We start from the raw sequence: 25,692 nt of genomic DNA on the forward strand, positions 1-25,692 counted from the left end.
ACCCTACGAAAGCCGCGCGACGCGAAGCATTGGGCCGTATCGCGCGTCAATCGTCCAGACACAGCATGACGGAGGCCCGGAACACGCCGTCCCCATAATCGAACGTGGCCGTGCCATGATGCCGTTCGGCGGTTTCCCGCACGGTGGCGGTGCCCAGTCCGCTGCCGCCGTGCTTCGTCGAGGCGAAGCCGTCATCGATCCGCGTGATGTCGGTTTTGCTGGCATCGTAGGTGTTGTCCACCGTGATGAACAGCGCCGATGGTGGACCGGAACGATATTGGACGCGCATCCTCAGACGTTTGCTGCCGCTGGTCTGCCGGGTTATGGCGTCCGTGGCGTTCTCCAGCAGGTTGCCGACCATCGAGCAGAGCTCCGCGTTGTTGATGCCGATGTATTGCGGAACCGACGCCTTGACGTCCACGTCCGCTCCCAGATGCCGGATCCAGTCGCAATAATAGACCAGCACCGCGTTGAGCGACGTGTGCTCGCAATACTGCATCGGTGCGGGCTGCAGCAGATGGTGCTTCGACATCTCCTCCAGATACGAGCGGATACCGTCCATGTCATCGGCGGCCGCCAATGCCTGCAGGGAATGGATGTGGTGGCGCACATTGTGCTTGATCTGGCGGGCCTCGCGGATGCGCTCGTCCATGTGCTGCAGCTGCAGCGTCTGCATGGCTTCGTAATGCTCCCGCCTGTGGGCCTCGAGCAGACGGTCCGATTGTTTGATCATGTACCAGATGAGGAAGTACGCCAAGGCCATGAACAAGGTGTAGAACACGGCCACGGTGAACGCTATCTCCAGCACGCGCGCGTCCAGCAGCGACGGATTGTCCGCGGGCAGGCACCACACCACGATCGACGTGGAGATGAAGGGGAAGAGCCAGATGAGCCTCCAGAAGTCCTTGCTGATGGACGGGGAGTCGAAGGTGTCTGGAATCGAGTCGTGCAACGGGTGCCACAGGGAGAGCAGCGCGACGATGTCAAGCAGCAGCAGGGTGGTCAGTCCCGGCCAGCCGACGCGCAGGTTGACGGATTGGGAGCCGAGCGCCGCCACGTCGATGACGAGCGACACATAGTAGATGATCGCCACCATGTAGGATGCGGTGGCCACGATGAGCAGCAGTTGCCTCCATGGCAGTTCGGACAGCCATTTGAAGACCAGCAGCACGATCGGCGCGGTCGGAAGGACCGTCCACAGCGAGGGGATGCCCAAGGCACAGCACAGCGCTCCGCACAACAGGAACCAGATCAGGCCGGCGGACATGACCAGCGCGCCGTCGCGACGGGGATTGTCCATATGGTCCCACGCCATGATGAGGCACAGCGCCAGTCCGGCAAGCGCGTTGAACTGCTCCCCGACGGCGAAGAACAGGGACGATGGGGTGATTTGGGCGAGGCTTGCGAACAGGTTGTGCATGTCAGTCCTCCGTTCGCATGCGTGTGAACGTGTATTCCGCATATGCGCGGCAGGTGGTGGTCACCATCGTTTTCGTGATGGGGATGCGTCGGCCGCCTTTCATGACGAATTGCGCGTTGACGATGCCGGATACGTAGTCGAAGTTGACGAGCACGCCACGCGCGGTGCGATAGAAGTTGTCGAAGACGGTGAGCCGTCGATCCACGTCGGAGAAATTGGTGCGGATACGGGTCCGTGTGCCGTCCGAGAAAGTGAATTCCACGTAGTGCGCGTCGGACAGCGCGCAGACGATGAGCCGTCGGTCCATGGTGATGGCGGGGTTGCCGAACGCCACATGCCAGCTGGGGTCCACGGTGCCGGGCGAGCGTGCCGAGGTCGGGTGCATGGACGGGAATCTCGATTCGAATCGTTTCCCGACGCGTTCCATGGTGGCGTCGAAGGTTTTGCGGTCGACGGGTTTGAGCAGGTAGCCGCTTGCCTGCACCTCGTAACCGAGCACCGCGAAATCGCTGCTGGATGTGATGAACACGATTGTGCAGTCGTCGTTCTGTCGGCGAATCAGCCGCGCTATGTCCAAACCGGTGGCGGCATGCGGCGAGGCCTCGTCATCGGTGAGATAGCAGTCGAGCAGTAGCAGATCGTACCGCTCTTTTCTCCAGCTTGCTATGAACGATCCCGCGTCGGCGAAGGCGTCGCAGACCATGTCCCCGTCATGTCCGCGGCTGAAATGGTCCGTGCACATGGCCGCGATCTGCTCACGTTCGGCGGCGTGGTCCTCGACGATGGCGATGCGCACGTTCCCTCCTTCCGGCGATTCCCGGCAGACGTCCGCTGTCCGAAGTCGGCCGTGTTGCCTGTTCTGTCTCCAGCGTACCGGGAGAGGGAAATACGGGGTGCGGCGAACGGCGCGTTTCATGCCAGAAAACCGTGTTTCGTGCCACGGACGTCGATTTGTGGGCTGAGGCGTATGGCCGCATGGATGGCGAAAGGCCCGTTCCGCAAATGGGAACGGGCCTTTCGGACCATGTCGTTATGCCGTCATCGCATGCCGTGCATCACCGCGCGGCATGACGGCGTCGCATCACTCGGCCAGAGCCTTGTCCACGACCTCGGTCGCCTCGGCGAGCACCTTGTCCAGAGCCTCGGGGGACTCGAAGGACTCGGCGTACACCTTGTAGATGTTCTCGGTGCCGGACGGGCGGGCGGCGAACCAGTTGTCCTTGGTGGTGACCTTCAGGCCGCCGATCTTGGCGTGGTTGCCCGGAGCCTCGGTGAGCTTGGCGGTGATGTCCTCGCCGGCCAGCTGCGTGGCCTCGACGTCGTCGCCGGTGAGCTTGGCGAACTTCTGCTTCTGCTCGAGGGTGGTCGGGGTGTCGACGCGCTTGTACCAGCTTTCGCCGAAGCGCTCGACCTGCTCCTGGTGCAGCTGTGCCGGGTTCTTGCCGGTCTTGGCGGTGATCTCGGCGGCCAGCAGGTCGGGGATCAGGCCGTCCTTGTCGGTGGTCCACACGCGGCCGTCCTTGCGCAGGAAGGACATGCCGGAGCTTTCCTCGCCACCGAAGGCGACCTCGCCCTTGAACAGCGGGTCAACGAACCACTTGAAGCCGACCGGAACCTCGACGAGCTTGGCGTTGATGGACGCGGCCACACGGTCGATCAGGGAGGAGGAGACGAGCGTCTTGCCGATGCCGGCGTTCTCCGGCCAGCCCGGGCGGTTGCCGCCGAACAGGTACTCCACGCACACGGCGATGTAGTGGTTCGGGTTCATGACGCCCCAGTTCGGGCAGACGATGCCGTGGCGATCGGCGTCCGGATCGGTGCCGCCGACCAGATCGTACTTGTCCCACGCGCCGTTGTTGAGGGAGTCGACCAGACCCTTCATGGCGTACGGGGAGCTCGGATCCATACGGATCTTGCCGTCGTGGTCGATGGTCATGAAGCTCCAGGTCGGATCGACCTGCGGGCGCACCACGTCGATGGTCAGGTTGTACTTCTCGTTCATGAGCGGCCAGTAATTGACCGAGGCGCCGCCGAGCGGGTCGATGCCCAGACGCACGCCGGAGGAGCGGATCACGTCGAAGTCGATGACGTTCTCCAGATCGGACACATAGTGCTCGCGGAAGTCGAAGCGCTCGACCAGGTCGGACTTGATGGCCTGCTCGAACGGCACGCGCTTGACGTTCTTGAAGTCGCCGAGCAGCTCGTTGGCGCGGTCGGCGATGGCGTTGGTGACGTCGGCCGGGGCCGGGCCGCCGGTGACCGGGTCGTACTTGAAGCCGCCGTCGGTGGGCGGATTGTGGGACGGGGTGACGACGATGCCGTCGGCGAGACCGTCGCCGGTGAAGCGCTGGGTGCCGTCGGCCGCACGGTTGTGGGTCAGGATGGCCTGGGACACGACCGGGGTCGGGGTGAAGTCGTCGCGGGAGTCGACGCGCACGCGCACGCCGTTGGCGACGAGCACCTCGATGGCGGTCTTCCAAGCCGGTTCGGACAGGGCGTGGGTGTCGCGGCCGATGTACAGCGGGCCGGTGACGCCGGCCTTCTTGCGGTATTCGGCGATGGCTTGGGTGATGGCCACGATGTGGGCCTCGTTGAACGAGGTCTTCAGGGACGATCCGCGGTGGCCGGAGGTGCCGAAGGAGACACGCTGCTCCGGGATGTTGGGATCGGGGACGACGTCATAGTACTTGCCGATGACCTCGTCGACGTTGATCAGATCTGCTGGGGTGGCGGGCATTCCCGCATTTTTTGCAACCATAGTCAACATTGTGCCACGCGTGCATGTCCAATCGGCGCAATCGTCCCATTATGTGCGATGAATACGTTTTCTTTTTTGGCTGATTTCGGCGTGTCTCATATGTGGCCGGGGCTTTGCGTGGTTTGCTGACGGGCGATTTGCCAATATCGTGTTGGTCGTGTATTGTCTTACCTGATTCGACTCATGCAGGGTTGCAAGTCAACTTTTTAAGACGCAAGACCTGAGATGTGGCATTGCTATGCCATGTCTCGGGTCTTTTTTGTTGCGCGGCAGCCAGGATCGCATGATCGGAACGGTCGAAAGGAAAAGAAAGGAATCAGGATGGCTGACTCACTCGAATCGCAGATCATCACTGCAATCGGTGGTCCTGACAACGTTTGCAGCCTGACGCATTGCGCCACTAGGCTGCGCTTCGAATTGGTGGACGCCTCCAAGGTGGACCAGAACTCCCTTGAACACATGAAGGGCGTGCTTGGCGCGGTCCCGCAGAGCGGCGACCGCTTCCAGGTGGTCATCGGCGGCGGCGTGGCCACCGTGTACGAGAACATCATGCATCTGCCCGAGATGGCGAAGGTCGGCACCGGCTCCGCCGATGACGGCAGCGGCCACAAGAGCAACGCCGACGTCAAGGCCGAGGCCCGTTCCAAGGCACGCGGCAAGGTGGCGTGGATGGACTCCTTCTTCGAGTACCTCGCCGACTCCTTCCGTCCGATCCTGGGCGTGTTGCTCGGCGCGTCCATCATCATCGCGCTGGTCAACCTGCTTATCTCGCTGAACGTCATTCCGAACGACGAGGCCTCCGCCGGCTGGGTGTTCGTGAAGGCCATCTGGAAGGGCGTGTTCTACTTCCTGCCGATCATGGTCGCCTACAACGCCGCCAAGAAGCTCAAAGTCGATCCGTGGCTGGGCGGCTCCATCATGGCCATCCTCATGACCCCGCAGTTCACCGGACTGATGGATGCCAAGACCACCATGTGCGTGGAGAACGCGGCCCTCGGCACCAAGTCCTGCACGGCCAATATCTTCGGCCTGCCGATGGCTCTGAGCGACTACAGCGGCAACGTGTTCGTGCCTCTGCTCATGGCCGCCGTGCTCGCGCTCGTCTACCACGGACTGAAGAAGATCATCCCCGAAAGCGTCCAGCTGGTCTTCGTGCCGTTCTTCTCCATGATCATCGTCGGCGCGTTGACTGCCTTCATCATCGGCCCGCTCGGCGTGTGGGTCGGCAACGGCCTCGGCGTCGGCCTGGCATGGCTCAACACCCACGCCCCGTTCATCTTCGCCATCATGATCCCGCTGCTGTATCCGTTCCTGGTGCCGCTCGGCCTGCACTGGCCGCTCAACGCCCTGATGCTCATGAACATCCAGACCCTCGGCTACGACTTCATCCAGGGCCCGATGGGCGTGTGGAACTTCGCATGCTTCGGCGCCACCGCAGGCGTGCTCTTCCTTGCCATCCGCGACAAGGACAAGGACATGCGCCAGACTGCCTTCGGCGCGCTCGCCGCAGGCCTGCTCGGCGGTGTCTCCGAACCGTCCCTGTACGGCATCCACCTGCGCTACAAGCTCATCTACAAGCGCATGCTCGTCGGCTGCGGCCTCGGTGGCGTCGTCATCGCCATCCTCGGCTGGCTCTTCCCGTCCGTCACCGCCGCCGGCCAGACCGTGCACGGCGTGACCACCACCGCCTTTGCCTTCACTTCGCTGCTGACCATCCCGGTCTTCAACCAGATGTGGGTGTACGCGGTGTCCATCGCGGTGTCCTTCCTTACCTCCTTTGTGCTGATCATCACCTTCGACTACCGCACGCCGGAACAGAAGGCCGAAGTGCTGGCCCGTGCCGCCGCCGACCAGAAGAATGCCGCCCCGGCCGCCGAAGTCAAGGAAGCCGCCGCCCCGGTCGCTGTCGCCACTGCAACCGCGACCAAGACGGAAGCCGCCGCTCCTGCCGTCGCCACTTCCACCACCGTGGTGAACGCGCCGGTCGCCGGCCATGTGATCGCTCTGGACGAAACCGGCGACCCGGTCTTCGCATCCCGTGCTCTCGGCGAAGGCGTCGGCATCCAGCCGTCCGCCAGCGAGGTCGTGGCCCCGGTCTCCGGTGTGCTGCAGACCGTCGCCGAAACCGGCCATGCCTTCGGCATCAAAACCGATGACGGTGTGGAGGTGCTCGTGCATGTCGGCATCGACACCGTGAAGATGAACGGCGAGGGATTCACCGTCAAGGTCAAGGCCAACGATCGCGTTAACGCGGGGGATCCGCTGGTTTCCGTCGACTTTGCTAAAGTGAAGGAAGCTGGATACAGCACCACCACGCTGATGACGGTGCTCAACACCGCAGCCCTCGCCTCCGTCACGCCGAAGACCGGCATCGACGTCAAGGCAGGGGATGAGGTGATCGACATCCAGCGCTAACTGTCACACAGAGGCGAAAAGGGGTCGACGTGGACGTTCTTCGCGTATTCAACAACAATGTCGTGCTGGCCAAGGACGGCGACCGCGAGGTGATCCTCACGGGTCGTGGCATCGGCTTCCAGGCCAAGCCGGGGCAGCACGTGGATGACGCGAAGATCGTCCGTCGATTCGTCCCCGTCGACGGCAGGGATCCCGACCACATGGCACAGCAGGTGGCCGGGATCCCTCCCGAAATCATCAGACTCGTCACGGACGCCATGAACCGGACGGGGCTGAAGGAACAGGCCGACGGCAAGCCATCCCTGGTCATGGCGCTCGCCGACCATCTCTGCGGCGCGATCCAACGCGCGCAGAAAAAGCAGAGCATTGAATATCCGCTTGAGGCGGAAGTGAGGTCGCTCTATCCCGACGAATACGCCAAGGGTCTGGCGCTGGTCGACGCGATGAACACCTATCTGGGCGGAGCCCTGCCCCGCAGCGAAGCGGTGGCGTTTGCATTGCATCTGGTCAATGCGGGATTCTCAGGCGGCGACATGTCCACCACATACGCCATGACCGGCGTCATCCAGCAGATGATCGCCGTCATCGAAAGCACATACGACGTCAAACTCGAGCAGGACAGCGTCAACGTGGCGCGGTTCATCACACATCTGCGCTACCTGTTCGTGCGCATCCACCAGCACAAGCAGCTCGACGACGAGCCGCAGCCGATCATCGAATCGATCAAAACCTCGTATCCGCGCGCGTACCAGTGCGCGAAGCAGCTTGCGATGGTGGTGAGGATGAGGCTGGAGGTCGGTCTTACGGAATCGGAAACCGCATACCTTGCGTTGCACGTGTCGCGTGTCGCGGAGAAGGCCGGGGAGCCGCAACCGCGGGAATCGTAATCAATAATCGAAATAGCCGTGGCGTTCGGCCGCTTATATTTCCATATTTCCGGAACGACGGACATCCCGACGACGGACATCCCGCGAGCCGTGCGTGTCCTACGCGGAATACATGACGGAATGAATGACCTGCATGCGATTCCGGCGTCGGCTACCGCTGTTCGGCGACACGTTCCAGCGCGCTCGGCTCCGTGGACGTCTCCGGCACACGCACGGTCAGCGCCTTGCGCTCCACGCTGAAACGGATGTGCTTCGTCTCGGGAAGCATATCGCCGTCCACCTGCGCCAAAACGGGCTTCTCCAACTTAATCTCAGCGCTGACGCCCTGCACCTGATCGACGGTGGAATTCGTGGACAGCGGGCTCTGCTGCGCCTTGCCGGTGATGGTCTGGTGCAGCACGTCGCCGAACAGGTTGCACCAGCCGAGGAGGCCGCCGGAGGTGTCGATGACCTCGTAATCAAGCAGACCGTCATCGTATGAGGCGTCGGGCATCAGCGAGAACACGGGGATCTGTCCGCAATTGCCCGCCATGAACGTGCGGAAGACCAGTCCATGTGTGGAATGCGTGCTGCCGTCGGCGCTGGTGATGGTGACGTCGCCCTTGTATTTCGGGGCGAACAGGTTCTTCACGCCCGACACGAAATAGGCCAGCCAGCTGATGTTCTTCTTCAATTCCGGATCGGTGTCCTCGATCATCATCGCGTCGAAGCCGATGCCCGCGATGATGAGGAACGCGTGCCCGTGGTCGGTGGTCTTGTCGTCCAACAGGGTGAGACGACCCACATCCACCTGACGTGAGCCGTGCGAGGTCGCCACGGTGAGCGCCGCGTCGATGTCGTCCACGGGAATGCCCATATTCCGGGCGAACAGATTGCCTGTGCCGATCGGTACGATGCCCAACGCGTGCCCGGTTCCGGACAACGCGCTCGCCACGGTGCGCACCGTGCCATCTCCGCCGACCGCCACCACGACGTCGGCGCCATGGTCCAAAGCCTCCAAAGCGCAGGCGCGACCATCCTTGTCGAGCTGCGTCTCGATGAACTCCACCTGGGTGAGATGCTTCGCCTCGCAGAACTCCCTGATATGCTCCTTGCGCTGCTCCGCCTGCGGTTTGGAAGGATTGACGACGAACGCGTAATGCACTTGATCATCGTCGCGTTTGTCGAGTTTCTCAGCGAGCGTGCGGTGCCTGTAGGCGCGGTAACCGAAGAACGCGGCCGCACCCACGGCGACCACGACGACGGCGATGATGAGGATGATAAGTGGCATAGGCATACGTCCATTGTCCACTGGGCCTTCGAAAAAGGCGAATTTGACATGCCGAATTTCGACGATTCCCGCACACGCGTCTAAAAATGAGAACGGTTGCGTCGGTGTCTGCTTTCGGCACTAGGCTGAGAACCATGCTTGATATTCAATTCATTCGTGAACATGCTGACGTTGTCAAGGAATCCCAGCGTAAGCGTGGCGAATCGGTCGAACTTGTCGACGAGGTGCTGCGCTCCGACGAGGTTCGCCGCTCCTCTCTGAAGGAATTTGAGGCCGCCCGCGCGCGGCAGAAGGAGATTGGCAAGAAGGTCGCCGCCGCCCCCGCGGACGAGAAGGCCAAGCTGATCGCCGCCACCAAGGAGCTGTCCCAGAAGGTCTCCGAATACAAGGCCGCCGCGGATGCCGCCGCCGAGGAATACACCACCGCCATGTGGAAGCTGTCCAACATTGTCGAACCGGAGGCTCCGGAAGGTGGCGAGGACGATTACGTCGTCGTCAAGAAGGTCGGCCAGATTCGCGATTTCGCGGCCGAAGGCTTCGAGCCGAAGGACCACCTGACGCTCGGCCGCGGCGTGGCCGGCATTGATATGGAGCGCGGCGTGAAGGTCGGCGGCTCCCGCTTCTACTTCCTGCGCGGCCAGGTGGCTCGCATGCAGATCGCCATGCTCACCATGGCCGTCGACCAGGCCGAGGAGCACGGCTTCACGCTGGCCATCACCCCGACGCTGGTGCGTCCGGAAGTGATGCGCGGCACCGGCTTCCTCAACTCCCATGCGGACGAGATTTACCGCCTGCGCGAGCCCGACGACCAGTATCTGGTCGGCACCTCCGAAGTGGCGCTCGCCGGCATGCACGAGAACGAGATTCTGAACCTTGAGAACGGTCCGCTGCGTTATTGCGGCTGGAGCTCCTGCTACCGCCGCGAGGCTGGCGCCGCAGGCAAGGACACCTCCGGCATCATCCGCGTGCACCAGTTCGACAAGGTGGAGATGTTCGTCTACGCCAAGCAGGAGGACTCCTACAAGGAGCACGAGCACCTGCTGGCCATGGAGCAGGAGATGCTCGGCAAGGTCGAGGTGCCGTACCGCATCATCGACACCGCCGCCGGCGATCTGGGTTCCTCCGCCGCCCGCAAGTTCGATTGCGAGGCCTGGGTGCCGACCCAGGGCCGCTACCGCGAGCTGACCTCCACCTCCAACTGCACCGAGTATCAGGCACGCCGCCTGAACATTCGCGAACGCATGGAGGATGGCAGCACCCGCGCCGTCTCCACGTTGAACGGCACGCTGGCGACCACTCGTTGGCTGGTCGCCATCCTTGAGAACCATCAGCAGAAGGACGGCTCCATCGAGATTCCGAAGGCCATGCGTCCGTACATGGGTGGCAAGGAAGTCATCGAGCCCACTAAATGGGAAGCCTGATTTCATCAGGCTTCGCCGGGTCTGTGCGCGGTGCGTGACGCTTTCGCTACGCACCGGCCACGGACAGTTCCACTGGACTGTCCGTCCCACTAAATGGGAAGCCTGATTCCCGGGACCGGCCATATCCGGTTTCTGATGTGAATCCGTGAAAAGCGGCGTTGGCACCTGTGCCACGCCGCTTTTCTCATCGCTGTGATATATTGACGTTTCGTACGTGTGGTTTCGGCCTCTCGTACGAAGGACAGATGTCTGAGCGGTCTAAAGAGACGGTCTTGAAAACCGTTGAAGGGCAACCTTCCGCGAGTTCGAATCTCGCTCTGTCCGCTTGCGGGCTTATCGGTTTCTGCCGATAAGCCCTTTTTCGTTCGGGTCCTGTTCCGGCCACGCCCGGTCCGCCCGGGGCATGCCCCTCATGCCCAATCACACAATACGACGGTCCGCGGCCCAACGGGTGAGTTCCGAGCGGTTCGACAACTGCAGCTTGCGCAGCACCGAGCTCATATGGGTCTCCACGGTCTTGATGGAGATGAACAGTTCCGAAGCCACCTCCTTGTACGTATAGCCGCGCGCGATCAGCCGCATGACCTCCTGCTCGCGATTGGACAGCCGGTCCAGCTCGTCATCGTGGATCGGGCCGCCGAACGCGCCGTTCGCGCTCGGCCCATTCTGGAAGGCGGACAGCACGAATCCCGCCAATTTCGGCGAGAACACGGCGTAGCCCTCATACACTTGCTTGATGGAGGACACCAGGTCGTCTCCGGAAATCGTCTTGGTCACATACCCCTGTGCGCCGGCGCGGATCACGGAACCGACATCCTGCGGCGAATCTGACACGGACAGCGCGAGGAAGACGGTATCGGGGGAGTATGCGCGCGATTTCGCGAGAATTTCGGCGCCCCCGCCGTTCTCGCCGCCCGGCACGTGCACGTCCAGCAGCACCACATCCGGTTTGGTCTGCGCGATCATCGCCACCGAACCTTCCACGTCGGCCGCCTGTCCGACCACGTCGAAATATGGCTGCAACGTGGCGATCACGCCTGCGCGGAACATCTCGTGGTCGTCCACGACGGCGATTCTGATGTGCTGTTCCCGCTCGCTCATTCTTACTCCTTGGTTCGATCGATTCGCTGCCGCGTCTGTCGTGTGTATCGCGTTCATTGCGCTGGCTGCATCCGTCATCGCGATTGCCGTTGCGATTGCGCCGGTTGTGCGCCCGCATCGCCGTTCGCCGTGGTGGCCGCGCCGCCGTCCGTATCTTCCGCCGTACCTGAAATCGGCATGTGCATGCGCACTTCCGTACCCCAGCCGGGCCTCGACACAATCTCCACTGTACCGCCGCGGCGCTTGATACGTCCGATGATGGACTCGCGGATGCCCAGGCGATTCGCTGGAATGGCGTCGACATCGAAGCCGTTGCCATGGTCGCGTACGAACACCTCCACCAGTTTGTCGCCGGCTTCGCAGTAGACGGATATCGGTTCGCCGCCATGCGTCACGGCGTTGACGAGCGCCTGCTGCGTGGCGTCCAGCAGCGCGTCGGTCTGCGCGCTCGGCTGTGCGTCGCCCACCGTCACCACCTCGATCGGTTTGCCATGTGTGTCCTCCACATGCGCCGCGATCTGCTTCAAACCGGCGTTGACGGAACGATCCGACGTGGTGCGCTCCTGATACAGCCATTCGCGCAGCTCGCGTTCCTGCTGCCTCGCCAGCGAGAACACGGTCTGCTGGTCATCGGCATGCAACTGGATCAGTGCCAGCGTCTGCAGCACGCCATCGTGCAGGTGGGCGGTCATATCGGCACGCTCCTCCTCACGTTCCTTCAACGCGCGCTCCGTGCCCAAATCCCGTATCAACGCCGTGATCCATGGCACAATCGCCAGCAGCACGCCGACAAGCATCGCCAGACCGGCGACCAGCATGGTGAGCGTGGCATGCCGTGCGGATGGCATCGTGCGGACATGCGTGGCGATATACAGCGCATATGCGGCGAAGATGATCGCAATGCCGGCGAGCATCGTCCACAACTGGCCTTCCTTCGCGTTGAAACGAAGCCAGGACACGCCGATGCCGACCACGCCGAGCAGCACCGGCAGAATCAGCGTGCCTTCGAGACCGGTCGCCGCCATCACCGCGCACAGACCCAACGCGGCGAGTCCCGCCATGGCCAGCAACGCGGGTTTCGGTGCCTGCCGGAGCATCTGTTCCAGGCTTTCGGACGATTGCCAACCGTCTTCAGATGGCGTTTCGTTTGCTATTGCTCCGGTCGCAGCCGATTGCGAGCCGACGTTTTGCATGCTTGTTCCAGCGTCCGCGATGCCGCGTGCGTCGGACCTGCCGTATGGCGCGTTCCCGCGTGACAACGGCGCGCTGCCTACGGGCTGGCTGCCTGCGATGGCGTATGCCTGCTGTACCGGATCGCCGGTGGGAATGGTGATCCACAGGAAGATGTAGGCGATGAGTCCGGAGCCGAAGAAGAAGGACGTGACGACGAAGATGAAATGGATCAGATTGACGGACACGCCCAGATGCATGCTGATGGCCTTGGCCACGCCAGCAGCCGCACGTCCATACGTTGGCCGCAGCAACGGTAGCCTGGCCGGTCGTGATGGTGCGGGACGGCCTTCGCGCAGGGCCTGTTCGTAGCACCAGCGCATGTAGACCGCGCTGGCCTGGTCGTACTGTTCCTGCGTGTATCGCGGTTTGGCTAAGGACTTCATGCTTCCATTGTGCCCTGTCGGGGATGCCGATTCAGGGCTTTCAGCCAGTGTTCAGGGCAGATTCAGGGTGTTCCCCGATACGTGTGACGGCTGCGGATTGCTGTAATGGAGACATGAGCAATGCAAACAACAATCCGCAAGGCGGTCGTGCCGCTGGTTCTGCCGGACCGCAGCCCCAGCCGTCGATGTATCAGCCGCAACCGAATCGCGGCAATCGATTCTTCACATGGATCCGCTCCAGCCGGATCATGCGCGGCCGTAACCGTTGGGTCGCCGGCGTGTGCGACGGCGTGGCGCGCCGCCTGGGATGGAGCGCCACCCTGGTCCGCGCGCTGGTGATCCTCACCTCGCTGCTGTTCGGCGCCGGAGCGGCGTTCTACGCACTGGCCTGGTTCCTGCTGCCGGACGAGACGGATGGCCGGATCCTGTGCGAGGAGCTGATCAACGGCCATTGGGATTGGAACTGTGCGGGCGCGCTGGTATGTGCCGCGGTGGCGCTGTGCCTGCCCGGCGCCGGATGGCTGGCGTTCGGCGTGGCCGTGCTGGTGTTCTGGCTGCTGGTGAATCGCCAATCGTATGCGGCAAGCTGGCAGCCGCCGCAAGCGGGCGGACCATGGCCGGGGCAGCCTACCCAACCCACGCAGCCCGGACAGCCGGCGCGGCCTGCGCAATCGCAATATATGCCGCGTCCGATGCCGGCGAACACGGCCACTGCCGCGAACATGTCAGGCATGACCGGCCAACCAATGCCGCAGCCGACGCGTCCCACGCCTTCTAGCTACCAGCAGTACGCGCGTCCCGCCCAATCGCCATACCAGACGTTTCAACAGCCGGTGAACCCGCCGGCCGCGTTCGCCACGGCCAATGTGCCGCCGACTTTCACCGCTCCGCCGACGGTGGAGGCGCCGCAACCGAAACGAGTCCGCCGCAAGCCGGCAGGACCGCTGCTGGTGCTGGTGACGCTTGGCATGGCTTTGCTGGCGATCGCCGGAACCGGCTGGTACGCCACCACGATGACGGTCGATTGGGATTACGCCTTGCGTATTCTGCGTCTCGCCACGCTGTGCTGTGGCGGCATCTGCCTGGGAATCGGCGTGGTAATCGTCGTGCTCGGCTGTATGGGCCGTCGCGCCGGCGGTCTGCATCCGCTGGCATGGTTCGCGGCGTTCATGGCCGTGGCGATGACGTTCTGTACAGGCGCGGTGGCATGGGAAAGCCGCGGATGGATGATGTCGGACGACTATCACCGTATGACGGTCTCCGGCACCGTGACATGGAGCGACACCAGCGACGCCCAGATGAAACGGTACGAACAGGGACTGGTGGTGGTCGGCAAGAATTACGCCAACGATGTGCTTGACATCGATCTGAGCGGATATCCGGCCGCGCATGGCAAACACAAGGTCAAGCTCGACGACGGCACGTACGGCGAAAGCTCATGTCCGACGGGAGAACTGAATCTAGTGGTGGTGAACGCCCAGGTGGTGGTCACGCTGCCGGACGGATGCCAGTGGTCGGTCAGTGACAGGGACAGCGGCTACACCAACGTCACGGATTACGTGGGAGGGCCGGACGGGCTCACGTTCTTCAATGGCACGGGCTTCATGGGCCTGTCCCTCGATGAGGACGATGGTTCGGTGCCTGGCCACCATGGGGTGAACAAGGGCGTTCCGGCGCTCGACGGCACCACCGATCCCGACGATTCGGACGATGATGATGCGGATGATGCTGACGATCCGGACGAATCTGATGAATCCGATAGCGAGGACGATTCGCACGATTCGGTGTACGACGGCGCGGATCTCGACAAGGCATTCAAAACAATCTACGAGAACAAGTGGTATTGGCCGTCGATCGATTCGGACAAGGCTCCGGAGGAGCCGGATTTGTTCGTCAACGTCGATGGAACGGTCGGTGGCAGCGTCACCATGCAGTACGCGTCCGACAGCAAGCTGCCATTGGGAACGGCGCACGGCCAATCGCACGGCAGCGCCGGCGGGAAGAGCACCAGTGGAAAGAGCGCCGACGGAAAGGAAACGAAATGAGTGACGAGAAAACCCGTGAAATGCCGTTGACCGACGTCATGGGAATCGCGGATATCGCGGACGAGCCTACGGAAACCCTGCCGGTCGCCGGCGATTCGGGCGAGGCGAAGACCGAATCGTTCCAGCGGCCGGTCGACCCATCCAAACAGGTGCGCATCGGCAAAACGGACGGCGATCTGGTCGTCCGCCCGTCCGGGCCAAGCACCGGAACCATCGTGCTGGGCGTGTTCTTCTGCCTGGTCGGCCTGATGGCCACGCTGTGCCTATTGCCCACCGGCACATGGCGTTGGATGCCGAATCCCTCGACGCTGTTCTTCTACGTGGTCGGCGGTCTCGGCGCGCTGCTGCTCGTCATCTCCGTGATCTGGGCAATCGTCGCCGCGATGCGTCTGCGCCGACGGGAACGCCAGTCAGCAGAACAGTCCCCAGAAGGCCAGCAGCGCCAACGATAGCGCCGCCGACACCACCACACACGTGGCCACGATGACATGGCCGGATCCGATGCATGCTTTTCCATTTTCTTTCGATTCGCATCGGATTCCGGTTGTGGCATCGTGGCCATTCTTCATATGCGTTTTCATATTCGCGGTGGTGTTCATGTCTGCGATCGCGCGGTTTTCGGCATGACGACGGCACATGTCCACGATGATTTCCGCCAGCAGCCAGGCGAACGCGACAAGGCTCAGCCACGTGAGCGTGACGATGACATGCCAGTTCTTGGCAAGCACCGCCGAATTGTCCGTCAATGAGATTGCATCGATGATGACGGTGACCAGATACGCCAGGAACACGCCGGTCGTGCCGACGGCAAGAAGGGTGTTGATTATCAGTGCGGTGCGCATGCTGGTTGGGAAACGATGGTCGGTTATTCCGATCGGATGCGCCACGTTCGGCTGCGCGGACAGGCTTGGAGAGACGTTCGAAATGGTCGAATCCACCGAAGCCGAATCGCGTGATATCCGCCGTGACGCACGGCGCTCGCGCACCCAGCCGGCGACGAGCAGAATCGGCGCGCCACACATCGCCAGCAATGCGCACAGCAGGCAAACCGCGATCGCGCCGATGATCACGCCCATCGATTTAACCAGCGCGGGCGGGGTCTTCAGCGGTGCCGTGACCGTCTGGTCCGGTTGCGCTCCGGCGACCATCGGTGTCGCCCAATCGTCCGCGCCCGTGCCACTCGCCACCGCGTTGATCCAATCCTCCAGATCGTGCGTGTAATGCGGCTCCAATGGCAATCCCGGAACCGTCTGGTTCGAACCGGTTCGCAACTGATGGTTCGCGTCGTAATACCGCAGCGTCACATTCGTGTTGCCGGCCTGGTTCGCGGCTTTGGTCAGCAGCCGTGCGCCCTGTTCGACAGGCATGGCCGTGTCCTTGACACCGTAGTTGATGAGCAGCGGCATGGTGAGCGATCTGCGGTATTTGGCCACGTCGAAATCCGCGTAGGCGAGTCCCATGCGTTGCGTGCCAAGGCTGGTGATGCGCGGAATGAGCTGCTTGACTGCGTCGGGCGCGCCCGCGGCGGTCAGATAGTTGGTGGCGGCGAGCGTCATCTGCTGGCGGCCCGAGACGACCGGGGGAGAGGTGAGGATGGCGAAGGCGAGGTCCGGATGCTGCCGCGTCAGCACGGTGGCGATCCACGTGCCTTCCGATTCGGCGTAGATGCCGGTTTCCGACCTGCTCACGCCTGGCCAGTTTCTCAGGATCTCTAGCGATTTCGCATAGTCGCGCGCGCTGGACACGTAGTTGCGGTGCAGCATCGTGTAGTTGTCGAGTCGCTTGTCGGGCACGAGGGTGGTGATGCCGGCCGACGCCATCGCGTTCGCCACATCGCCGAACGCTTCAGACGATTTGCCGGTGCCTGAGCCGTGCAGGAACAGGCATGCGGGACGGTCTGTCGGAGCGTCGAGTGGCTCGCGGACGATGGCGTTCACGGTTTTGCCACCGTCCAACGCGACCGTGATATGCGTTTCCTTGGTGCGGTATGCGCCTTCCTGCGGGGTTTTGAGCACGGCGCCCGTGGCCGGGTTGACGGCTTGGATGGCGGTGTTGGCCGTAGCGGGCGTGATATGGTCAGTGAATGGCCCGACCTGCCATTTCGGCGCCATCGCATTGCCGAGCGCGCATAAGACCATGGTCAGAAGAAGCGCCAGCGCGGTGGTCGCCGCGCAGGTGACGAGAATTCGTTTCACAATGCTTCGCACGGTACGCCACTCTAGTCGTGTTCAGTGGTTATGGCGTGGAAAACGCGAAATCATGGGGAATCCGCGGCGCAATCGCAATCCCTGCGTCGCAAGTCAATGCTCTCGTGCCGTAAAGCAGCGCGAAACCAGGGGAAAATCGCAATAACCCCTTCCACAATCCGCCTGTGGATATGTGGAAATCCGTCGGTTCCATCGCCTCCTTTCCGCCAAACCGACGGTGGGAGGCCTCCAGTCGTCGGTTTCGCCGCGCCTTTTCCGCCAAACCGACGGTGAGCGTTCCAAACGTCGGTTTGATATTGCGATTTCCGTCAAACCGACGCTTAGTCCCTCCTCAGCGTCGGTTTGACGGATTGGGGACGATGGAATCGACGCTGAGATGGGATTTGGGAGAGAGAAGTGGGGAGTTGGGATGAGGGGTTAGGCGCGGGTTTCGTAGCGACGGGTGTAGAGCACCAGCAGGATCACGGCGAGCAGGCTGATCGGCGCACCTGCGATGCCGGTGAAATGGTAGTTCATCGCAGTCGCAGTCAGTGCTGCGCCGCCGACGATGGAACCGATCGCATTGCCGAAATTGAAAGCGATCTGCACGGCGGCACCGGCGATCAGCTCGCCGCCGCCTTCGCCCGCCTGCACCATCAGCAGTTGCTGCGGCGACGAATTGAAGAACAGCGCGAAACCGATGACGAACGTCAGCAGCGCGGTGGTCGCATGATTGCCGGGCAGCAGGAAGACCAGCAACAGTCCGCACAAGGCGATGCCGTGCGACAGCGCCGCGGTCGCGCCCGCCTTCCACAGGTCGGTCAGCCTGCCGCCCGCAATGCCGCCGACCACCATGCCGAGACCGGCGAGCACCATCAGAATCGGCACCATCGCAGCCGGCCATCCGCCGGTTTTCTGCAGCCATGGCGACACGTAGCTCCACCAGCAGAAGATGCCGGAATTGCCGAAGAACACGGCCAGCAGAATCAGCCACGGGCCGGGGTGGGTGAGGAAGCGGAACTGCCCCTTGATGCCGGCATCCTTGATCGGGTCGATGGACGGCACCCACGAAATCACCACGATGATCGTCATAAGCGCCCAAGCGGCCAGAATCGCGAACGCCAGCCGCCAAGACATCGCCTCGGCGAGCAGTGTTCCCGCGGGCACGCCCAGCATGTTGGCCACCGTCTGGCCCATCACCATCATGGACACGGATTGCGCCTCCTTGCCCTTGTCGGCAAGCGTTTTGGCGATCAGCGTGGCCGTGCCGAAGAACGCGCCATGCGGCAGGCCGGAGATGAAACGCGCCACCAGCAGCATCGGCGAGCAGAAGGAGACGGCGCTGAGCGTGTTGCCGACCAGTGCGATGGCCATGAACAGGATGATGAGATGCTTCGGCGGCACCTTGCGGCCGAACACCAGGATCAGCGTGCCGACGCACACGCCGATGGCGTACGCGGAGATGTAATGGCCGGCCGCGGGAATGCTGACATGCATGGCGGCGGCCGTCTGGGGCAGGATGCCCATCATCACGAATTCGGCGGCGCCGAGGATGAAGGCGCCGGAGGCCAGCGCCAGAATGCTTCTCTTCATGGGGATTCCTTATTTTGGATTTTCCGCCGAACCAGCGTTTGGGCCGGCACTTGGATGGTGCCGGGCGTCGGTTCGATATTGCGATTCCCGTGAAACCGACGGTGAGACGATGCCAAGCGTCGGTTTGGTGGAAAGGCAAAGAAAAAGGCGGAACCGAAGTTCCGCCTTAGTTGTCGGGCTGGCGGGATTTGAACCCGCGGCCTCTTCGTCCCGAACGAAGCGCGCTACCAAGCTGCGCTACAGCCCGTTTGGCAACAGTTGGTTATGTTACACGATTGCGCGGCGCTTGCAAACACGGCGTGTCGCGTGTTGTGTAGTGGCTTCTCGGTACACTGTTGGCTTATGACTGAGACCAATGAATCCCAAGAAAACCAGAATGAGGACGAGGCTGCGGTCCCCACTATGACCACGGTGGAACGCGCCGAAATGCTGCTGCAGCAGGATGCTGCGATTCGCGCCAAGATCAACGACGGCGCCACCTTGGACGAGGCCGTGGACCCGTCCAACAAGGAATTCGGCCCGCTGGCCCACCCGGAGCAGGTGCAGATGCGCGTGGCCAAGCGCGCCATGATGCTCAAGGAAGGCATCCAGCCGTACCCGGTGACCCTTGACGTCACCGCCACCATCGAAGAGGTCCGTGCCAAGTACGACGGCAAGCTCGAAGCGGGCGACGAGACCGAGGACGTGGTCGGCATCGCCGGCCGCGTGCTCTTCCTGCGTAACGCGGGCGGCCTGTGCTTCGTGCAGCTCGCCGCCGGCGACGGCACCAAGATCCAGGGCATGATCTCCAAGAAGGAGATCGGCGCCGACTCCCTGAAGCAGTTCAAGCAGCTGGTCGACCTGGGCGACCACCTGTTCATCAAGGGCCGCGTGATCGCCTCCAAGACTGGCGAACTGTCCGTGTTCGCCACCGAATGGGCCATCGCCGCCAAGGCGCTGCAGCCGCTGCCGGCTCTGCACAAGGAGCTGAACGAAGATACCCGCACCCGCAAGCCGTACATCGGCATGATCGCGGACGAGAAGATCCGCAACATGGTGCGCAACCGTTCCAAGGCCGTCGCCTCCCTGCGCAAGACCTTCGCCGACCATGACTTCCTTGAGGTCGAGACCCCGATGCTGCAGACCGTGCACGGCGGTGCCGCGGCACGTCCGTTCACCACGCACATGAACGCCTTCGACCTGGACCTCTACCTGCGCATCGCGCCGGAACTGTTCTTGAAGCGCTGCCTCGTCGGCGGCATCGACCGCGTGTTCGAAATCAACCGCGACTTCCGCAACGAAGGCGTCGACGCCACCCACGCCCCGGAATTCACCATGGTCGAGGCCTACCAGGCCTACGGCAACTACGACACCATCGGCGCGCTCGTCAAGCAGCTCGTGCAGGACACCGCCATGGACGTATTCGGCAGCCACAAGGTGACCCTGCTGGACGGCACCGAATACGACTTCGGCGGCGAATGGAAGACCATCAGCATGTACGACTCCCTCTCCGAAGCCCTGGGCGAGGAGATCGTGCCGAACGGCGGCCCGGACAACCCCGGCACCTCCGTGGAGCACCTGGGCGAGATCGCCGACAAGCTCGGCGTGGAACGCGACGACGTGGAGAACCACGGCAAGCTCGTCGAACACCTGTGGGAGCACTTCTACGAGGACAAGCTGTACGAGCCGACCTTCGTGCGCGACTTCCCGGTCGAGACCTCCCCGCTGGTCAAGGGCCACCGTTCCAAGGCCGGCGTGGTCGAGAAGTGGGATCTGTACGTGCGCGGCTTCGAGCTGGCCACCGGCTACTCCGAGCTCAATGACCCGGTCGTGCAGCGCGAACGCTTCGTGGCCCAGGCCAAGGATGCGCTCGCCGGCGATGAAGAGGCCTGCGACATCGATGAGGACTTCCTGGAGGCCCTCGGCGTGGGCATGCCTCCGGCAGGCGGCATGGGCATGGGCATCGACCGACTGCTCATCGCCCTGACCGGCGCCACCATCCGCGAGACCATCACCTTCCCGCTGGTCAAACCGCTGAACTGAGCGAAGCTCAGTTCATATCGGTTTGACGCGAGGCGCGGCATCCCGCTTGGCAGGATGCCGCCCGAGGAGAAGAACGGTCCTGTGGACTGTTCGCCGACGAAGGTATCCGTTTCCGCCGGAGCCATCCTTTTAAAATGAAGCCGCTGAACTGAGGCAAGAAAATCTAAGGGCGTTTTCCGATAGGGAAGCGCCCTTTTCGCATTTGAGAATGTGTTTCATCTGGTGTTTCGTGCTGCTGTGAAGAATAGCGGGGAATGTCTGCGAAACATTGAAGCTAGACACGCTGCATGAACTAGGCCACATTCACCACTATCGTGTTGACGAGTTTGTCGGCGAAGGTCTGATTGTTCTTGTCCCATAATGGCCAAAGGAAACCGATACATAGCGGTGCCCAACGATGTGCGCTATCTCGCGTAGTCCCATGGCCAAGCCGGTTATGGGAGTTCCGGAATCCTGATTGCATACCTGGATCCTGAGCAGACGATGCGCCCAGGATTGACCGTTGTGCGTGGACCATGTGGAGAACATGCCGGCGGCGACGGCGGATACGGCGAATAGCCAGAATCCGGTTGTTCCATCCGGTGAGGATCTGTCGAACAGGATGCTTCCTATCAGCTGTGACAGCAACGATGCCGGCAATATGATGCGAATGACGTATGCTACGGCTCTGCGCCACCATGGGGCCAACATGGCGTCTCCCTCCGTCAATGGGTCTTCCTGTGCGTTGGTCAATCAGGAATTCATATCACCAGTCAGTATATGTAGACGTGTGTGTGGCTCACGGTCAAAACCCACACCAAACGTGCCATGGCGAAGCTCAATGCCAGAACACGCAGCCAGGCGATCGCCATATGGCTCACCGAAAAATGGGGCCACCCGGAAACCTGAACCGCACGTAGAATGGCGTTCATGCAGTTATCGACTTGGATTCGCGGCGCTCGCCTGAAGACGTTGCCGTTGGCGATCGCCCCGGTGGCTATCGGCGCCGCGCTGTCGTGGCGGGGCATGTTCGTGTATTCGCAGGGCGGTGATCTGCTGCACGAGCCGTGTCCGTTCTTCGGCGGGCAGCATGACCTGGGGGAGTGGAAGCTTGGTTCGTTGGTCGGCGCATGCCAGCGTTCGGTGGGCTGGTTTGCTGTGGTGGCGGTACTGTGCGGCTGTGTGGCATTGTTCCTGCAGATCGCCGCGAATTATGCAAACGACTATTCCGACGGTGTGCGTGGCACCGATGAGGGGCGTGCCATCGATTCGGAGAATCAGCCTACGGAACGGAATTCAAGACCGGTTTCGTCTCAGGCATCGCAGTCCCAGCGTGGTCCCGCCCGTCTCATCGCATCCGGCGTGAATCCCAGAAAAGTGCTGGCCGCGGCCGGAATCAACGCGCTGATTGCCTGTCTGTGCGGTCTGGCCGTCATCGCATTGACCGGCTACTGGTGGCTCATTCTGATCGGCATCGCCTGCCTCGTGGCCGGATGGTGCTATGTCGGCGGCAAACACCCCTACGGCTACCACTATTTGGGTGAGATATTCGTATTCGTCTTCTTCGGCCTGGTCGCCACCTGCGGCACGATGTTCGCTCTGACCGGCACGGTCTCCTTGGCGGGCGTGTGCGGCGGCGTGAACGTCGGTCTCATCGCCGTCGCGGTCCTGTGCGTCAACAACCTGCGCGATATCGAATCCGACCGTGAACACGGCAAACATACGTGGATGACCGCGTTGGACCGTCGCAACGGCACCGTCTTCACGATCGTGCTGCTGGCCGCTGCCGTGCTGCTGGCTGTCGCGTATACCAAGCTGCAATCGGCATGCACGATCTCGACAATCGTCATGCTGGCGATTACCTGCGCGATATGCGCTGCCACAGCCGTCGCAATCGCAAGAAAACACTACAGCAAAGCACTGCCGCTCTGCACCTTCGCCTCGCTGGCGCTCGCCGCCGCATTCGTCGCAACGGTGGCGTTCGCTTGAGCCCGACTGCAAACGTCCGTGCAACGGAATGAAAATTGTTTCATGACCGTAACCGAATAATCGTCATCACCGGTTGTGTTGGCCGCACAAGGCGGTAGACTGGCAACTATGACTTACAAACTAGTACTGCTCCGTCATGGACAGAGCGCATGGAATAAAACCAATCAGTTCACCGGCTGGGTCGATGTCCCGCTGACCGAACAGGGCGTCGAGGAAGCCAAGAACGGCGGCCGCCTGCTCAAGGAGAAGAACGTCCTTCCGGATATCGTCTTCACTTCGATGCTGCGCCGCGCCATCAACACCGCCAACTACGCGCTGGATGAGGCCGATCGCCTGTGGATCCCCGTCAAGCGCAGCTGGCGTCTCAACGAGCGTCACTACGGCGCTCTGCAGGGCAAGAACAAGACCACCATCCGCGAAGAGTACGGCGACGAGAAGTTCATGCTGTGGCGTCGTTCCTACGCCACCCCGCCGCCCGAGATCGATCCGAACGACGAGTACGCGCAGAACCATGATCCGCGCTACACCGGCGATCCGGTTCCGGAAGCCGAGTGCCTGGCCGATGTGGTCAAGCGTGTCGAGCCGTACTTCAAGTCCGACATCGAGCCGGAGCTGAAGGCCGGCAAGACCGTTCTGATCGCCGCTCACGGCAACAGCCTGCGCGCCATCGTGAAGATGCTTGACAACCTCTCCGAAGAGGAGATCGCCAAGGTCAACATCCCGACCGCAATGCCGCTGCTGTACGAGCTGGACGAGAACTTCAAGCCGATCAAGCCGCGTGGCGAGTACCTGGATCCGGAAGCCGCCGCTGCCGGTGCCGCCGCCGTCGCCGCTCAGGGCCAGAAGTGAGTTCGCTGCGATTGATACGCGGGCTATCGCGTTCGATCGCATGAAACGCATATGAAAAGGTGGGAATCCACAGTACGTGGGTTCCCACCTTTTTGCGTCCGGCGCCTTTGTCGGAAATATCACGTCCGCCCACCGTATGTGTTGCCCGACGCGGAATAGCGGCGGTGGACGGACGTGGGTGCAATCGGCTCAGATCACGCCGTATTCCTTGAGTAGCTTCGGCACATCCGTGGCATCCAGCTTCTTCAGGACCTGCTTCAGCAGCGTCTTCTCGACGATGTTGAGGTTCATATCGGTGATCGGCTTGCCGTCGCGCAGCATCACCGTGGCGTTGAGCAGGTCGCGTATGTCGTAGACCGAACCCCACACCTCCGGTACACCGCGATCCACGTCGCACAGCGTGTACACGGCCTCCATGCCGGTGCGCATCGAATATTCGGTGGTGAAGATCGTGTCGCGCGGGGTCTCGGCAAACTGGCCGAGGAACGCGAAGTTCACCGCGCCGTCCGGCACCACGTCGGGACGATCGCCGGCGGACCTTGGCATGAAGAATGCATCGATGTACGGCATCATCACCGGTATGGTGTTGGCGTGGTTCTTGGCCAGATCCTCAATCTTGTCGGTCGGCACGCCCATATGGTAGAGCCATTCGGCGCAGATCTCCTCGCCGGTGCATTCCCGCATCGGCTTCTTCACGTAGTTGCCGGGCTTGTCCGGGAACAGGCCGTACACCCATACGCACAGCTGGTCCTTCGGCTGGTCGCGGAACTGCTGCTGGCGGTTGAGCGTCCAGCTCATCAGCCAATTGGAGTCCTCCACGGTGACGATGCCACCCGTCACCACATGCCCGGTGAACGGGTCGCGCTTGCAGATCTTCTGGATGTACGGCGGAATCTCCATATCGAGCGTGGTGACGGTGGCGCTCATCCACTTCGAATGCTCGGGGTCGGAGCAGAACACGTCCGGGTGCCCGAAGCTCGGATCCTGCGCCGCGATGCGCCGCCACATGTCCCAGCCGCCGCCGGGCTTGAGTTCGGGATCCCATGTGGCTGAGGTGGTCTGCGAGCCCATGGAGGAGTTCTCCACGCATCCGCCATTGGTGATGAACACCAGGTCGTCATCGGTCAGGTCGATGCTGCGGGCCGTGCCGTCGGCTTCGGTCAGGTCGATGCGTGTGGCCGCCTTGCGCGTCGGCGAGCTGAACGGATTGCGTGGATACGCGCCGGATTCGGCCTGCTTTCTGAGGATCGTGTCCTGTCCGGTGCCGGTATGCGGGCGCATGGGACCCATGCCGCCGCCGATGGCGAATTCGATGTTCTCCACCTTCACGTTGTAGTGGAACTGCACGCCGAAGCTTTCCAGATACTTGGTCATCGGCAGAATCATCGACTCGTACTGGTTGTAGCGGGTGAAACGCAGCGCGCTGAAATCGGGCAGGCCGCCGATGTGGTGGATGTAGCGGCGGATGTACAGCTTCATCTCCAACGCGCTATGCCAGTTCTCGAAGGCGAACATGGTACGCCAGTACATCCAGAAATTCGAATCGAACACCTCGTCGTCGAAGAAGTCGGAGATCTTCTTGCCGTACAATTCCTCGTCCGGCGTGAAGAACAGCTTCATGATCTCCATCGCAGCCTTGTCGGAAAGCGCGAACTTGCCGTCCGTGCCGCCGTCGACGCCACGGGCCTTGGTGGAGCGGCACAGCGAGAAGTTCGGATCCTCCTTGTTGAGCCAGTAGTACTCATCCAACACGGAAACGCCCTCGGTCTCGATGGAGGGGATGGAGCGGAACAGATCCCACATCACTTCGAAATGGTTGTCCATCTCGCGTCCGCCGCGCATCACATAGCCCAGTCCCGGAATGTTCGCGCCATCGCAGGCGCCGCCGGGGACCGCGTCCTTCTCGAACACGTGGATATGGCTGCCGGGCATCTGCGCGTCGCGTACCAGATAGCAGGCCGCGCTCAGGGCGGCAAGTCCGGTGCCGATGATGTATGCGTTCTTGGCGTCGATTCCCTCGGGCTTCTTCGGCCGGGCGAACGCTTCGTAATTGCCGTTGGAATAGTACATGACTTCCTCCTTTGGATGTCGCTGAGCCCATTGTGCCGCATTGCGATCGGAAAGTATACGGGCATAAGTTA

The 25,692-nt window shown here is 62.2% G+C and carries 18 protein-coding genes and 2 tRNA genes; 9 read left to right on the top strand and 11 right to left on the bottom strand.

The annotated features are described in order from the left end of the window. Positions 1–46 precede the first annotated feature (46 nt). From AC1ATL_RS02235 to pgm, 3 genes are all read right to left on the bottom strand, one after another. Positions 47–1,420 (bottom strand): sensor histidine kinase, encoded by a 1,374-nt coding sequence (locus tag AC1ATL_RS02235; protein WP_476568110.1) that lies wholly within the window; start codon positions 1,418–1,420, stop codon positions 47–49. Between the two features lies 1 nt (position 1,421). Beyond that, positions 1,422–2,216 carry a LytR/AlgR family response regulator transcription factor gene (locus tag AC1ATL_RS02240; RefSeq protein WP_476568112.1) on the bottom strand — a complete coding sequence of 265 codons (795 nt, stop codon included), beginning with the start codon at positions 2,214–2,216 and terminating at the stop codon, positions 1,422–1,424. Positions 2,217–2,501: 285 nt separating this feature from the next. Further along, positions 2,502–4,178, bottom strand: a complete 1,677-nt coding sequence (pgm, locus tag AC1ATL_RS02245) for a phosphoglucomutase (alpha-D-glucose-1,6-bisphosphate-dependent) (RefSeq protein ID WP_476568114.1) — start codon at positions 4,176–4,178, stop codon at positions 2,502–2,504. Between the two features lie 321 nt (positions 4,179–4,499). Between pgm and AC1ATL_RS02250 the strand changes: the two genes are divergently transcribed. After that, complete coding sequence (locus tag AC1ATL_RS02250; RefSeq protein WP_476568116.1) at positions 4,500–6,593, top strand: glucose PTS transporter subunit IIA; 2,094 nt, start codon at positions 4,500–4,502, stop codon at positions 6,591–6,593. 29 nt (positions 6,594–6,622) lie between these two features. After that, positions 6,623–7,480: a PRD domain-containing protein gene (locus AC1ATL_RS02255; protein WP_476568118.1), complete on the top strand. Its 858-nt coding sequence runs from the start codon at positions 6,623–6,625 to the stop codon at positions 7,478–7,480. A 151-nt stretch (positions 7,481–7,631) separates the two neighbouring features. Here the strand turns inward: AC1ATL_RS02255 and AC1ATL_RS02260 are convergent, their stop codons facing one another. After that, positions 7,632–8,756 carry a diacylglycerol/lipid kinase family protein gene (locus tag AC1ATL_RS02260; protein ID WP_476568120.1) on the bottom strand — a complete coding sequence of 375 codons (1,125 nt, stop codon included), beginning with the start codon at positions 8,754–8,756 and terminating at the stop codon, positions 7,632–7,634. A 128-nt stretch (positions 8,757–8,884) separates the two neighbouring features. Between AC1ATL_RS02260 and serS the strand changes: the two genes are divergently transcribed. Continuing rightward, complete coding sequence (serS, locus tag AC1ATL_RS02265; protein ID WP_204441754.1) at positions 8,885–10,171, top strand: serine--tRNA ligase; 1,287 nt, start codon at positions 8,885–8,887, stop codon at positions 10,169–10,171. Between the two features lie 239 nt (positions 10,172–10,410). Continuing rightward, positions 10,411–10,495: transfer RNA gene (locus AC1ATL_RS02270), tRNA-Ser, on the top strand. A 96-nt stretch (positions 10,496–10,591) separates the two neighbouring features. On the opposite strand, the gene AC1ATL_RS02275 is transcribed toward AC1ATL_RS02270, so the two are convergent. Both AC1ATL_RS02275 and AC1ATL_RS02280 read right to left on the bottom strand, forming a co-directional pair. Beyond that, a complete protein-coding gene (locus tag AC1ATL_RS02275) occupies positions 10,592–11,272 on the bottom strand; it encodes a LuxR C-terminal-related transcriptional regulator (protein ID WP_476568123.1) in 681 nt (226 codons plus the stop codon). Between the two features lie 74 nt (positions 11,273–11,346). Then, positions 11,347–12,888 carry an ATP-binding protein gene (locus AC1ATL_RS02280; protein WP_476568125.1) on the bottom strand — a complete coding sequence of 514 codons (1,542 nt, stop codon included), beginning with the start codon at positions 12,886–12,888 and terminating at the stop codon, positions 11,347–11,349. Between the two features lie 113 nt (positions 12,889–13,001). Between AC1ATL_RS02280 and AC1ATL_RS02285 the strand changes: the two genes are divergently transcribed. After that, positions 13,002–14,933 (top strand): PspC domain-containing protein, encoded by a 1,932-nt coding sequence (locus tag AC1ATL_RS02285; protein WP_476568127.1) that lies wholly within the window; start codon positions 13,002–13,004, stop codon positions 14,931–14,933. After that, positions 14,930–15,385, top strand: coding sequence for a hypothetical protein (locus tag AC1ATL_RS02290; protein WP_476568129.1), 456 nt, complete (start codon positions 14,930–14,932; stop codon positions 15,383–15,385). The genes AC1ATL_RS02285 and AC1ATL_RS02290 overlap by 4 nt, the downstream gene beginning before the upstream one ends. Here AC1ATL_RS02290 and AC1ATL_RS02295 read toward each other — a convergent pair. The 3 genes from AC1ATL_RS02295 to AC1ATL_RS02305 form a co-directional block, all read right to left on the bottom strand. Beyond that, on the bottom strand, positions 15,344–17,071 hold the full coding sequence (locus AC1ATL_RS02295; RefSeq protein ID WP_476568362.1) for an alpha/beta hydrolase family protein: 1,728 nt from the start codon (positions 17,069–17,071) through the stop codon (positions 15,344–15,346). The two genes, AC1ATL_RS02290 and AC1ATL_RS02295, sit on opposite strands and share 42 nt — an antisense overlap. A gap of 486 nt (positions 17,072–17,557) precedes the next feature. Beyond that, positions 17,558–18,712, bottom strand: a complete 1,155-nt coding sequence (locus AC1ATL_RS02300; RefSeq protein WP_476568131.1) for an MFS transporter — start codon at positions 18,710–18,712, stop codon at positions 17,558–17,560. Between the two features lie 173 nt (positions 18,713–18,885). Then, positions 18,886–18,959 (bottom strand) — tRNA-Pro (locus AC1ATL_RS02305). A gap of 95 nt (positions 18,960–19,054) precedes the next feature. Here AC1ATL_RS02305 and lysS point away from each other — a divergent pair. Next, the gene (gene lysS, locus AC1ATL_RS02310) at positions 19,055–20,734 is read left to right on the top strand and encodes a lysine--tRNA ligase (RefSeq protein WP_217063199.1); all 1,680 of its coding nucleotides are present in this window, start codon (positions 19,055–19,057) and stop codon (positions 20,732–20,734) included. A gap of 309 nt (positions 20,735–21,043) precedes the next feature. Here the strand turns inward: lysS and AC1ATL_RS02315 are convergent, their stop codons facing one another. Further along, positions 21,044–21,424, bottom strand: a complete 381-nt coding sequence (locus tag AC1ATL_RS02315) for an RDD family protein (protein WP_432622841.1) — start codon at positions 21,422–21,424, stop codon at positions 21,044–21,046. Between the two features lie 210 nt (positions 21,425–21,634). Between AC1ATL_RS02315 and menA the strand changes: the two genes are divergently transcribed. Together menA and AC1ATL_RS02325 are read left to right on the top strand one after the other, a co-directional pair. After that, on the top strand, positions 21,635–22,702 hold the full coding sequence (gene menA, locus AC1ATL_RS02320; RefSeq protein WP_476568133.1) for a 1,4-dihydroxy-2-naphthoate octaprenyltransferase: 1,068 nt from the start codon (positions 21,635–21,637) through the stop codon (positions 22,700–22,702). A gap of 108 nt (positions 22,703–22,810) precedes the next feature. Beyond that, the gene (locus AC1ATL_RS02325; protein WP_432622829.1) at positions 22,811–23,551 is read left to right on the top strand and encodes a phosphoglyceromutase; all 741 of its coding nucleotides are present in this window, start codon (positions 22,811–22,813) and stop codon (positions 23,549–23,551) included. Positions 23,552–23,740: 189 nt separating this feature from the next. Here AC1ATL_RS02325 and AC1ATL_RS02330 read toward each other — a convergent pair whose 3' ends face one another. After that, positions 23,741–25,621 carry an oleate hydratase gene (locus tag AC1ATL_RS02330; RefSeq protein ID WP_476568136.1) on the bottom strand — a complete coding sequence of 627 codons (1,881 nt, stop codon included), beginning with the start codon at positions 25,619–25,621 and terminating at the stop codon, positions 23,741–23,743. Between the last annotated feature and the right edge of the window lie 71 nt (positions 25,622–25,692).

It is taken from the genome of Bifidobacterium sp. LH_743, assembly GCF_056355775.1.